The organism is Streptomyces sp. MI02-7b, from assembly GCF_033793585.1.
Classification (GTDB): Bacteria; Actinomycetota; Actinomycetes; order Streptomycetales; family Streptomycetaceae; genus Actinacidiphila.
This window is the reverse complement of record NZ_JARAWX010000004.1, coordinates 390357-401989: the sequence shown is the minus strand read 5'-3', so window position 1 is coordinate 401989 and position 11633 is coordinate 390357. Positions and strand designations below refer to the sequence as shown.

Below are 11633 nucleotides of genomic sequence, written 5' to 3'. Positions count from 1 at the left end.
CCTCCCCTCGGGCCGGGCGGCGGTGTGCCGTCAGGCGGCAGGCGTGCCCGCCGTGCCGCTCAGCGCCTCCAGGTCGCTCCTGCGCACCCGGATGACGAACAGCGCGGTGGTCAGGGCCAGCAGGACCAGCGCGACGGCGGCGTACAGGGCGGTGGAGATGCCGTGCGCCAGGACTTCGTGCGACCAGGGCGCCGGCAGCTCGTGCGTCCGTGCCAGCTCCGCCTTCTGCGCCGGGGTCGCCTGGGCGAGGAACCGCGGCAGCATCTCGGCCGCCTTGTCGCGGCTCGCGGTGCCGAAGACGGTCACCAGGATCGACAGGCCCAGCGAACCGCCCACCTGCTGCATGGCGTTGAGCAGCCCGGAGGCCGCGCCCGCCTCGTGCTGCGCGACCCCGGAGACGGCGGTCAGTGTCAGTGTCACGAAGTTGAGGCCCATGCCGAAGCCGAAGAGCACCATGGGGCCCAGCACCCCGCCCACGTAACTGCTGCCGGGGTCGATGAAGGTCAGCCAGGCCATTCCGGTGCCGGCGAGCGTCGAGCCCGCGACAAGGAAGGGCTTCGGCCCGAGCACCGGCAGGAAGCGGGTGGAGAGACCCGCTCCCGTCACGATCGCCACGGTGACCGGGAGGAAGGCGAAACCGGCGGCGATGGCGCTGTAGCCGAGCACGGTCTGTACGAAGATGACGATGAAGAAGAACATCCCGAACATCCCCGCGGCGAGGCTCAGCATCATCACGTACGTGCCGGAGCGGTTGCGGTCCGCGAACATCCGCAGGGGAGTGATGGGTTCCTTCGCGCGACGCTCGATGAGGACGAACGAGCTCAGCAGTACCACCGCGGCGCAGAACGCGCCGATCGTGAGCCCGTCCCGCCAGCCCTGGGCGGCGGCCCGGATGAAGCCGTAGACCAGGGAGGCCATACCGGCGGTCGACGTCACCGCGCCGGCGATGTCGAAGCGGCCGGGATGGCGCTTCGACTCGCTGATGTAGCGCGGCGCCAGGAAGGCGATCAGCAGGCCGATCGGCACGTTGACGAAGAACACCCAGCGCCAGTCGAGCCAGTCCGTGAGCATGCCGCCCGCCAGCAGGCCCACCGCGCCGCCGCCCGCGGAGACCGCGGCGAAGACGCCGAACGCGCGGTTGCGTTCGGGTCCTTCGGGAAAGTTGGTGGTGATGAGGGCGAGCGAGGTCGGCGAGGCGATCGCGCCGCCGACGCCCTGCAGGGAGCGCGCCGCGAGCAGCTGCCACGGCTCCTGCGCGAAGCCCCCGAGAAGGGAGGCGAGTGAGAACAGCAGGATGCCGAAGACGAAGACCCTGCGGCGGCCCAGGATGTCGCCGGCCCGCCCGCCGAGCAGCAGAAGGCCGCCGAAGGTGAGGGTGTAGGCGTTGAGCACCCAGGACAGGTCGGTCGTGGAGAAGGAGAGCGCGGTCTGGATGTGCGGGAGCGCGATGTTCACAATCGTGGCGTCCAGCACGACCATGAGCTGGCAGGCCGCGATCACGGCGAGTGCGATCCCCGGCCTGCCGTCGCGTCGCGCGGCGCCGGGCTTGTGTGGTGAGGTGAGTTGCTCAGTCGTCACGAGATCCCCCAGACGGTGACTAGTGAACGGCTGCGTTCACTATGGACGACACTAGAGTGGTGTTGTTAGTGAACGCAAGCGTTCACTAGAAGCGAAGAGCCGAGAAGGTGCCATGGTCATGTCGCACGAGGCGGCAACGGAGCCGTCCAAGCAGGTCGCGCCGCGTCGCCGCGGGCCGGTGCTGGAACGCGCCATCCTCAAGGCCGCCTTGGAGCAACTGGGCACCGTCGGCTGGCGGGGACTGACCATGGAGGGCGTCGCGTCCGCCGCCCAGACCGGCAAGGCGGCCGTCTACCGGCGCTGGCCGTCCAAGCAGGCGCTGGCCACCGACGCGCTGCAGGCCGCGCTCCCCGCCGTCCCCGATGTGCCGGACCTCGGCAGCCTCCGCGAGGACCTCCTCTTCCTGGTGCTGAGGATGCGCGAGGCGATGTACTCGCAGAGCGGACTGGCCCTGCGCGCGGTGATCGACGAGTCCGACCATGAGACGGCGCACTGCTTCGTGCGACTGGTCGTCGAGGGGGTGGTCGAACCCACCAAGCACCGCATCATGGACGTCGTACGGCGCGGGGTCGAACGCGGGGAGGTGCGGCCGGACGCCACCGGGGACATCGTCGCCGACGTCGTGCCCGCCCTGATGATGTACCGGTCGAAGATGGGCGGACGGGAGATCTCCGAACGCGACCTGGTGGAGGTCGTCGACCAGGTGATGCTGCCCCTGCTGCGGCCCTGAGGGACGTGCCCCGAGGAACGTGCCCGGAGGAGGCGATGTCCTGCGGGACCCCGCCTCCGGCGGCCCGGCGCGGGAGCGTAGGGTGGGCGTTGCCATGGTCCGTGAACCTCCCACCCACAGCGTCGAGCGCTCCTTGCGCGCGACACTCGGCGCCAAGATCGTCGCGGGCGTCGACGAGGTCGGCCGGGGGGCCTGGGCCGGACCGGTCACCGTCTGCGCGGCCGTCACCGGACTGCGGCGGGCGCCGGAAGGGCTCACCGATTCCAAACTGCTCACCGTCAAGCGCCGGGGCGAACTCGCCGCCTTGCTGGTCGGTTGGGTCCATTGCTACGCGCTCGGCCACGCGTCGCCCGAGGAGATCGACGACCTCGGGATGACGGCCGCCCAGCGGCTCGCGGCGACGCGTGCCCTGGAGGCCCTGCCCGTACGGCCCGACGCGGTCATCCTCGACGGCAAGCACGACTACCTCGGCGGCCCGTGGCGGGTACGGACGGTCATCAAGGGTGACCAGTCCTGCATCGCCGTCTCCGCGGCCTCGGTGATCGCCAAGGTGCGGCGGGACGCCATGATGGCCGAACTGGGCGTGGACTATGCTCCGTTCGGTTTCGAGGACAACGCCGGGTACCCTTCGCCGGTGCACCGGGCTGCGCTGGCGGAGCTGGGGCCCACCCCCCACCACCGGCTGTCCTGGGCATACCTCGATACGCTGCCGCGTTGGCAACACCTGAAGAAAGTCCGGGAGACCGTGGTGGCGGGGGAGACAGGCGAGCAGCTCGGCTTCGATTTCTGAGCCGAGTTGTGACCTACCCGCCGCTGCGCTGTTCCGGTGCATTTGATAGACATCTGCACATGCCTCTCATCCCCGAGGAGCCTCAGATTCACGAGAGTGTCCCGGGTTCTCGCGTAGCCCCGGCCGCCGGCCGGTCCGCGTCGACCCCCCGTCCTGTACCGGCCCCCGGCCCCCGTCCCGGGTCCCCGCGCCCCGCGCCACCGCGCGGAGGCACCACGGTCAACGCCCGGCCCGGCCGTCCCGGCCCGGCTCGCGGTCCGGCCGTTCCGTCACAGCCGCGGCCGCCCCGGGAAGCCGAGGTCGCACAGGCCGGCTCCGCCGGTGCGGCGGCGACGCAGATCCAGCTCATCCCCGCTCCGGTGGAGGGTGCGCTCGACGCGGCCGACGAGGCGGTCGACCTGCTGCTCGACAGCGGTCGGGCGCCCGGCGAGGTCCTGGTGCTCACCACCGGTGAGCAGCACCCCTGGGCCGCCCACGAGCTGAGTTTCGGCGAGGCGTCCTACTGGGCGCAGTACGACGCCGGCGACGACGTCTTCTACGCGGCCCACGACGCCGAGCGTGCCCAGGGCCGTCCGGTCGTGGTCGTCGCGGTCAACGGTGGCTCGGACGAGGTCGTGGCCGCGCTGCTGCCCTCGGCCGTGCGACGGGCCGGTGCGCTGCTGATCGTGTGCGGCGACCCCCAGCGGATCAACGGGCTGCTCGGCGCGAACGCCTGATCAGCGCGCTGCCGCGCGGCGCAGGGCCGGTGCCTCCTCTCCGGGGCGCAGGGCCGCTGCGCCGTGCTGTTCGCGCGACCAGGATGAGGCGTTGGGGTTACGTCCCACGCGGGCCTCGCCGTACACGCGCCAGCCGTCCTCGGTCAAAGTGATGTAGGAGCCGGGGCGCAGGCCGTGCAACGAGCACGCGTCCCGCAGGCCCCACGCCCACGCCCCGTCCGCCTCGGTCCACTCCGCGCCGCCCTCGCGGCACACCAGGAGGACGGCGGTGCGCACGGGCGTACGCCGGCGCAGGTCGTCCGGGGTGATCCGGCGCAGGTGGGACAGGATCGCGTTGCGCCGTTCCCAGCCGTCGACGACGCCCTCGCGCTGTGCGAACGAGGCGCTGGCCGTCAGCCGTCCGTCGGGTGACAGGACCGCGAGCACCGCCGTGCCCGGCGCGGGAAGGTGCCGCGCGTGCAGGTCCTTGACCACGTCGCGTGGGCTGATCAGCAGCGGGAAGCCGGAGGCTGTCCACTCCGCCGGTTCCAGGGCGCGCGCACGGCGGGCGGGGCGGGAGGACGTGCCGGAGGAGGTTTCCGGAGCGAAGCCCATGGCCGCGATCCTCCCTTCGGGTATGCGTCCGAGACCGGGTGCGCGGGCGCATGCCGATCGGGGGGCTCGAGGAGCCGAACGGGGAACGCTCCCAATTCTCGCTGCCGTACACGCGAGCGGCAACGGTCAATTAGTCGTTGTGTCTGTTATCGGATCGTCCGCCGCATAGATCCCCGGGTGCTGTCCACCATCTGACCGCGGATCAGCCTTGCAGGGCCAGGACCAGCGGAAACACTGCTGCAACTCCTGACCTGCGCAGCAGTCGTGCGGCGACGGCCAGGGTCCAGCCCGTTTCGGTGAAATCGTCGACGAGCAGGACCGGTCCGGGCGTTGCCGCGATCGCGTCGGCGAGAGCGGGCGGAACGGCGAAGGCCCCGTGCAGCGCGCGCAGACGCTGCGCGCTGTTGCTGCGCGGCACACGCGAGGGCTCGACGTCACCTGTGTGGACCAGCTCCCCGAGCAGCGGCATGCGCCCGGCGTCGGCGATGCGCTGCCCGAGCGAGGCGATCAGCCGCGGCCTGGTGTGGGAGGCGACGGTCACCACACCGACCGGGCGGTGCGGTGCGTCGGGTGCCCCACTGGCCCAGCCGCCCGGTCCTCGGGCCCAGTCCGCCAGCACCGTGACCACGGCGTTGACCACGTCGTCCGCGACGGGCGCGTCCGGAGCGTTCACGGCGAACAGCGGCCGCAGCCGGTTGCCCCAGCCGATGTCGGAAAGCCGTCCGAGGGCGCGGCCGGGCCCGGCCTGTTCGCCGGCCGGGATCCGGCCCTTGAGGTCGATGCCCACCGCCGGGAGGCCCGTGGGCCACATCCGGCGCGGTTCCACCTCGACGCCGGGGCGCCCGAGCGCCGCCCGCGCGGACTCCAGTGCCTCCCGGGACACCTCGGCGGAGTAGCGCGGCGCCGCGCAGTTGTCGCAGCGGCCGCAGGGGGCGGCGTCCTCGTCGTCGAGTTGCCGCCGCAGGTACTCCATGCGGCAGGCGGTGGTCGTGGCGTACTCGCGCATGGCCTGCTGCTCGTCCTTGCGCTGCCGGTCGACCCAGGCGTAACGCTCGGTGTCGTACGCCCAGGGCTGCCCCGTGGACGTCCAGCCGCCGCGCACCCGGCGGACGGCACCGTCCACGTCGAGGACCTTGAGCATGGTCTCCAGCCGGGTGCGGCGCAGGTCGACGCGGGCCTCCAGGGCCGGCACGGACATCGGCGCCCCCGCCTCCGCCAGCAGCGCGAGGGTCTGGCGGACCTGCTCCTCGCGCGGGAAGGCGAGCGAGGCGAAGTAGCGCCAGATCGCCTCGTCCTCCGGACCGGGGAGCAGCAGGACCTCGGCGTGATCGACTCCTCGGCCGGCGCGGCCGACCTGCTGGTAGTAGGCGATGGGGGAGGAGGGCGAGCCCAGGTGGAGCACGAAGCCCAGGTCGGGCTTGTCGAATCCCATGCCGAGGGCGGAGGTCGCGACCAGGGCCTTGACCTCGTTGCGCAGCAGCGCGGCCTCGGCGACCCGCCGGTCGGCGTCCTCCGTGCGGCCGGTGTACGCGGCCACTTCGTGTCCCCGCTGCCGCAGGAAGGCCGCGACCTCCTCGGCGGCCGCCACGGTGAGCGTGTAGATGATGCCGGAGCCCGGCAGCTCGCCGAGGTGGTCGGCGAGCCAGGCGAGCCGGTGTGCGGCGTCCGGCAGCGGCAGGACGCCGAGCGAGAGGCTCTCGCGGTCCAGCGGCCCGCGCAGGATCAGCGCGCCCTCGTGGTCGCCGGTGCCCAGTTGTTCCGCGACATCCGCCGTCACGCGGGCGTTGGCCGTGGCCGTGGTGGCGAGGACGGGGACGCCCGGCGGCAGGTCGGCGAGCATGGTGCGCAACCGGCGGTAGTCGGGCCGGAAGTCGTGGCCCCAGTCGGAGATGCAGTGCGCCTCGTCGACCACGAGCAGGCCGGTGGTGGCGGCGAGTTTGGGCAGTACCTGATCGCGGAAGTCGGGGTTGTTGAGCCGTTCCGGGCTGACCAGCAGGACGTCGACCTCCCCGGCGGCGACTTCTGCCTGGACGGTGTCCCACTCCTCGGGGTTGGCCGAGTTGATCGTCCGGGCCCTGATGCCGGCGCGGTCGGCGGCGTCGATCTGGTTGCGCATGAGGGCGAGCAGCGGGGAGACGATCACGGTCGGACCGCTGCCGCGTTCCCGGAGCAGCGCCGTGGCCACGAAGTAGACGGCGGACTTGCCCCAGCCCGTGCGCTGGACGACCAGGGCCCGGCGGCCCTGGGCCACCAGCGCCTCGACCGCGCGCCACTGGTCCTCGCGCAGGCGGGCGGTGCCCGTCGGGTCCCCGACGAGCCGGCTGAGGATCGTGTCGGCGGTGGTGCGCAGTGCGGTGGTCATGCCCCCATGCAACCCGATGACACCGACACTGTGCCAACCGCCCTCGCCGCACCTGTGGATAACTCGTCCGGCGTTCTTGTGATGATATGGACGGTTTATCCACAGGTTTTGGAGGGGTCTGGCGGAGATCCATGCTGTGCGCCACCTTCGGATCATGACTCAGCACACCGCATCTCCGCGTCCCTCGGACGACCCGAAGGTCACCCTGCGCAGCCCGGCCGAGCTCGCCGCCGCGCTCCCCTACCTGTGCGGCTTCCACCCGGACGACAGCATTCTGATGATGGCCCTGCACGGCGAACGCGGCCGCTTCGGCGGCCGCGCCCGGCTGGGCATCCCTCGCAACCCCGGTGAATGGCCGGACGCGGCGGCGCAGTTGGCCGACTGCCTCATCACCGGCAGTACACAGCGCGGCGGCCGCCCGGACGCCATCGTGCTCTTCCTCGTCCAGGACCCCGCCCCCGGGGAGACCCCCGGGCAGGTCATGGAGCGCCTCCGGCCGCTGGCACAGGGCCTGCGGGTGGCCTGCGGCAGCCTCGACGTGCCCGTGGTGGAGGCGCTGTGCGTCTCCGCCGGCCGCTGGTGGTCCTACTCCTGCCCGGACACCGAGTGCGGGCCTCCCGAGGGCGTGCCGGTCCCACCCACCGGTGACTCGGTGATGGCGGCCGCGGCCGCCTACGCGGGTATCCGGGTACGCGGCTCCCGCAAGGCGCTGGAGGACCGCCTCGCCCCGCCCCCGGCGGGGTCGACGGCGGGCATCGCGCGGGAGGAGGCACTGGACACGGCGGCCGCCGGACTCGTGCCGCGCATGCTCGAACGCGACGACTCCGACGAGGTGCGGCGGACCACGCTGCGACTGATCGAGCAGGCCCTGGACCGGTTCAAGGCGGCCTCCCCCGAGGACGACGGCCCGATCGGCGACCGTCATGACGACGCCCTGCTCGCTGACGACGAGGCCGCCGCGATGATCCTCGGGCTGCAGGACCGTGACACCCGTGACCGGGCCGCGGAATGGATGGACCCGCCGCACACCGACGCAGCCCTGCGCCTGTGGCGGGCGCTCGCCCGCCGCTGCGTCGAGCCCTACCACGAGCACGCCGCGGCACCTCTGACACTGGCCGGCTGGGTCGCCTGGTCGGCGGGGGACGAGGCCACCGCGCGCGTGGCCTTCGGTCGCGCGCTGCACCTCGCCCCCGACTACACCTTCGCCCGGCTGCTGTACGCCGCTGTCAACAACGGGATCTCCCCCGAGCCGCTGCGCCGCTACCTGCGCCGGCGGCGCGGCGGGCAGGCCCGCCGCGCCGCCATCCTCACAGCTCGCCGCGGGCCAGCCGGATCAGCCGGTCGAGGACCCGGCCGCCGCTCACCCGGAGCCCGTCGTGCTCGTACTCGTCGGTGACCCACGTCCGCAGGCCGCGCACCGACCGGGCGGTGGCCAGGGAGTCGGCCGCGTCGACGTACATGTCGTCGTGGTACACCGCCGCGGCCACCGGCACCTCGTTCGCCGCCAGTTGGCGCGGGTCGTACAGGTCGGGCCAGTCCTCGCGCCGGGCCAGCAGTTCCGCCGTCTCGCGGAGCGGGGCGAGCGCCGGGTCGGTGGAGAACATCCAGGGGTAGATCATCTCCCCGGTCAGCAGCACCGGCGCGTCGTCCGCCAGCGGCTTGTCCACGTCGAACTGCGGGAACTCGCCGCGCACCGACTCGGCCGCCCAGCCGGTGCCCCGCGGCGACACGGACCGCTGGCCGTAGATCGACTCGTGCAGCACCGCGTAGAGCGGATTGCCCGCGAAGGACAGGTGACCCTGCACCTCGGCCAGGAAGGAGTCGGACAGCTGCGGACCCGCGGCCCCCGGCAGGAACGCGTCCTCCAGCAGGTAGTGCAGCGTGTGCGAGCCGGTGCCCGTGCCCAGCATCAGGCCGAGGGTCTGGAGCGCCTCGGCGGTCAGCAGCCCGCCGTTCGGCAGCGTCACCTCGTGCTCCCGAAGGTGCCGCGCCACGGCGCGGACCGTCTCGACGTCCTCCGGATAGCGCGCGTAGTGGGCCTCGACCTTGCGCTCCACCCGCGGATAGGCGGCCCGGTAGACGTCCTCCGCGCTGCTGCGCAGACCCGCGAGACCGCCCGTCACGAACGCCTCGCGAATCCCCTCGGGGGCGAGGGAGAGATACGTCAGCGTGCAGAATCCGCCGAAGCTCTGCCCCAGCAGGCTCCACCGGACGCTCTGGCCGAGCAGTTCGCGGCGGATCAACTCGCAGTCGCGGACGATCGAGTCGGCCCGGAAGTGCTCCAGATACCGGGCCTGGGCGGCGGCATCGCCGCGCAACGGCAGGGTCTGCCGGTTCGCGGGGGTGGAACGGCCGGTGCCGCGCTGGTCGAGGAGCAGTACACGGTAGTCGTCCAGCGCCCGGGTGAGCCAGCCGTCGCGGCCCAGCGGTCGCGGTGACCTGCCTCCCGGCCCGCCCTGCAGGAACAACAACCAGGGCAATGGCTCCCGTTCCTTGCCGACCGCCACGACCTCGCGGGCGTACACCTCGATCTGCTCACCACGTGGATCCGCGTGGTCGAGCGGTACCTGGAAGGTGCGGTCGGTGATGACGGTCCCTGGCTGGCGGTAGACGGCCATGGCTCTCTTTCCGCTGATACGAACGGTTTCCCGATCAGGAACGGTAGACGGCGCGTGACCCGAGTGCCCACACGGGCGTTCACCGGGGTAGTGGCGGCACCGCCCGCCCGAGCCGACGAGGAGATGGCATGGGCCCGCATCAGGCCAATCGGTCGTCCTCCCGCGCCGACCGGGGGCCGCAGGCGGTGCACGACGCGGTGATCTGCGTCGCGGCCCCGTCGCTCGCGGTCTCGGGGCGGGACGGGCAGCTGCGCGGTGACGGCCTGGACGGCTTCTACCAGGCCGGGCGGCGCGTGCTCGCCCGCTGCGAACTCCGGCTGGCGGGGGCGGCCCCGGTGCCGGTGCAGGGCCTGCCGGTGTCGGCCGGGGAGGCACGGTTCACGGCGGTGGCGCGGGTGCCCGGTGACACGGCCCCGGATCCGGGCCTGACCGTGGAGCGGCTGCGCTCCGCGGGCGGCACCGAGCGCATCACCGTGCACAACACCGGGCCGCGCGAGGTGCGCATCCCGTGCGAGGTGTCCCTGGCCTGCGATCTCGCCGAGCTACCGGCGATCGCCGCGGGGACGTCCGGCCCGGAGCTGCCCGCCAGCGTCAGCGACGGGGGACTGCTGTGGGCGGGCGAGGGCGGACGGGTCCGGGTCGTCGCCGTGCCGGGGCCCGACAACGCGATGGCCTCGGCCGGCTTGCTGAGCTGGGACCTCGTGCTGCCGCCGGGGGCGTCCCGCACGATCGAGCTGCGGGTGGTCCTGGAGCCTGCCGGGGCGCAGCCGGCCGGCCCGGCGTCCGGACCGACCACCGCGCCGTGGTCCGCGGCGCGGATCGACTGCGAGGACGGCGGGGCGGCGTCGCTGCTCCGCACCGCCCTCGACGACCTGCGCGGGCTGTTGCTGCGGGAACCAGGGCATCCGCTGGACGCCCACGTGGCGGCGGGGGCTCCCTGGCGGCTCGGTCTGGCCCCGGCCGACGCGGCCTGGGCGGCGCGCATGCTGCTGCCGCTCGGCACACGGCTGGCGGCCGGGACCCTGCGCACCCTGGCCCGCCGGCAGGACCCGGAGACCGGCCGGGTGCCCGGACCGCTGCGGCACGCCGGCCCGCACCTGCCGCCCACGTGCTCGGGCGTGGAGGCCGGGCTGCTTTTCGTCACCGTGCTCGCCGAGGCACGCCGCTGGGGGATCTACGACCGGGATGCCGAGCAGCTCCTGCCCGCGGCGGAGCGCTCCCTGCGGTGGCTGAGGTCGTCCCTGACCCCCGCCGGGTACATGCCCGACCCCGTGCCCGGCGGGCCCGTGCGCTGCGACGTGCAGGCGCACGCCCACCGCGCCATGCTGCACGGCGCGGATCTGCTGGACGCGTACGGACGTCCCGGGGCCGAGGAGTGGCGCGAGCGGGCGGAGGCGCTGCGCCGCCGCTTCCGTGACGACTTCTGGCTGGACGACCGTGCGGGCGGCCGCCCGGCCGCCGCGCTGACCCCGGACGGAAGACCGGTGCCGCACCTCGGATCGGCGGCGGCGCACCTGCTGGACACCGGGCTGGCCGCCGGCGGCGGGGTCGCCCCCGGACTCCTGGACAAGGTGCAGACCGAGCAGCTCGCCCGCCTGCTGGCGGCGCCTGAGCTCGACTCGGGGTGGGGGCTGCGCACGCTCTCGGCCGCGGCGCCCGGCCACAACCCCTTCGGGCACCGGGGAGGGGCCGTGCGCGTCCACGACACCGCCGTCGCGGTCGCCGGGCTCGCCGCCCACGGCTACGAGAGGGAGGCTGCCGCACTGCTGCGCGGCGTGCTCGACGCGGCCGCCGTCTTCGGCCACCGGCTCCCCGAGATGTACGCGGGCGAGCAGCGAGCCCCCGATCGCGTACCCGCCCCGCACCCGACCGCGTCCCGCCCCGCTGCGGTGGCGGCCGCCGGAGCGGTACAGCTCCTGATCACTCTCGCCGGTATCCGCCCGGACGTCCCCGAGCGCATCGTGGTCGTCCGCCCCCTGGGCTGTGCGCCCCTCGGCGAGCTGCGGCTGACGGGGCTGGCGGTCGCGGGCGAGCCGTTCGCGGTGCGCGTGGGCCGGCTCGGAACGGCTGTCGTCGAGGAGGCCGCGGCGGGACTGCAGCTCGGTTCCTGAGCCGGAGGGCACCCCTGCTTCACGAAGGCGCCCCGCCCCCGCGGCCCCGCCTCACCAGCACGTCGAACAACGGGCCGAGAGCGGGCCCCGTCATCCCTCCAACCTGCTGCTTATCGTCAGGCAGACGACTATGA

9 protein-coding genes are annotated in these 11633 nt (G+C 73.4%); 5 read left to right on the top strand and 4 right to left on the bottom strand.

Annotated elements, in window-relative coordinates:
* Nucleotides 1-30: 30 nt before the first annotated feature.
* Nucleotides 31-1578: an MFS transporter gene (locus tag PV364_RS08685; RefSeq protein ID WP_319659158.1), complete on the bottom strand. Its 1548-nt coding sequence runs from the start codon at nt 1576-1578 to the stop codon at nt 31-33.
* A gap of 112 nt (nt 1579-1690) precedes the next feature.
* Between PV364_RS08685 and PV364_RS08680 the strand changes: the two genes are divergently transcribed.
* The 3 genes from PV364_RS08680 to PV364_RS08670 all read left to right on the top strand — a co-directional run bounded on the left by PV364_RS08680 (nt 1691) and on the right by PV364_RS08670 (nt 3814).
* Nucleotides 1691-2308, top strand: a complete 618-nt coding sequence (locus tag PV364_RS08680; RefSeq protein WP_319659157.1) for a TetR/AcrR family transcriptional regulator — start codon at nt 1691-1693, stop codon at nt 2306-2308.
* Nucleotides 2309-2402: 94 nt separating this feature from the next.
* Nucleotides 2403-3098: a ribonuclease HII gene (locus PV364_RS08675; protein WP_319659156.1), complete on the top strand. Its 696-nt coding sequence runs from the start codon at nt 2403-2405 to the stop codon at nt 3096-3098.
* A 59-nt stretch (nt 3099-3157) separates the two neighbouring features.
* A complete protein-coding gene (locus tag PV364_RS08670) occupies nt 3158-3814 on the top strand; it encodes a hypothetical protein (RefSeq protein ID WP_319659155.1) in 657 nt (218 codons plus the stop codon).
* Here the strand turns inward: PV364_RS08670 and PV364_RS08665 are convergent, their stop codons facing one another.
* Nucleotides 3815-4408, bottom strand: coding sequence for a hypothetical protein (locus PV364_RS08665; protein ID WP_319659154.1), 594 nt, complete (start codon nt 4406-4408; stop codon nt 3815-3817).
* Nucleotides 4409-4610: 202 nt separating this feature from the next.
* Entirely contained in the window at nt 4611-6770 is a 2160-nt protein-coding gene (locus PV364_RS08660) for a RecQ family ATP-dependent DNA helicase (RefSeq protein WP_319659153.1), read from the bottom strand.
* A 154-nt stretch (nt 6771-6924) separates the two neighbouring features.
* On the opposite strand from PV364_RS08660, the gene PV364_RS08655 reads away from it, so the two are divergent.
* The gene (locus PV364_RS08655) at nt 6925-8166 is read left to right on the top strand and encodes a DUF4192 domain-containing protein (protein ID WP_319659152.1); all 1242 of its coding nucleotides are present in this window, start codon (nt 6925-6927) and stop codon (nt 8164-8166) included.
* On the opposite strand, the gene PV364_RS08650 is transcribed toward PV364_RS08655, so the two are convergent.
* Complete coding sequence (locus tag PV364_RS08650) at nt 8078-9388, bottom strand: alpha/beta fold hydrolase (protein ID WP_319659151.1); 1311 nt, start codon at nt 9386-9388, stop codon at nt 8078-8080. The two genes, PV364_RS08655 and PV364_RS08650, sit on opposite strands and share 89 nt — an antisense overlap.
* Nucleotides 9389-9516: 128 nt before the next feature.
* Here PV364_RS08650 and PV364_RS08645 point away from each other — a divergent pair, with 128 nt between their 5' ends.
* Entirely contained in the window at nt 9517-11499 is a 1983-nt protein-coding gene (locus PV364_RS08645) for a glycogen debranching N-terminal domain-containing protein (RefSeq protein ID WP_319659150.1), read from the top strand.
* Nucleotides 11500-11633 lie beyond the last annotated feature (134 nt).

Coding starts and splice junctions, on each gene's coding strand:
- PV364_RS08665 (WP_319659154.1), bottom strand. CDS start 4,408: ATGGGCTTCGCTCCGGAAACCTCCTCCGGCACGTCCTCCCGCCCCGCC.
- PV364_RS08655 (WP_319659152.1), top strand. CDS start 6,925: ATGACTCAGCACACCGCATCTCCGCGTCCCTCGGACGACCCGAAGGTC.
- PV364_RS08660 (WP_319659153.1), bottom strand. CDS start 6,770: ATGACCACCGCACTGCGCACCACCGCCGACACGATCCTCAGCCGGCTC.
- PV364_RS08650 (WP_319659151.1), bottom strand. CDS start 9,388: ATGGCCGTCTACCGCCAGCCAGGGACCGTCATCACCGACCGCACCTTC.
- PV364_RS08680 (WP_319659157.1), top strand. CDS start 1,691: ATGGTCATGTCGCACGAGGCGGCAACGGAGCCGTCCAAGCAGGTCGCG.
- PV364_RS08670 (WP_319659155.1), top strand. CDS start 3,158: ATGCCTCTCATCCCCGAGGAGCCTCAGATTCACGAGAGTGTCCCGGGT.
- PV364_RS08645 (WP_319659150.1), top strand. CDS start 9,517: ATGGGCCCGCATCAGGCCAATCGGTCGTCCTCCCGCGCCGACCGGGGG.
- PV364_RS08675 (WP_319659156.1), top strand. CDS start 2,403: ATGGTCCGTGAACCTCCCACCCACAGCGTCGAGCGCTCCTTGCGCGCG.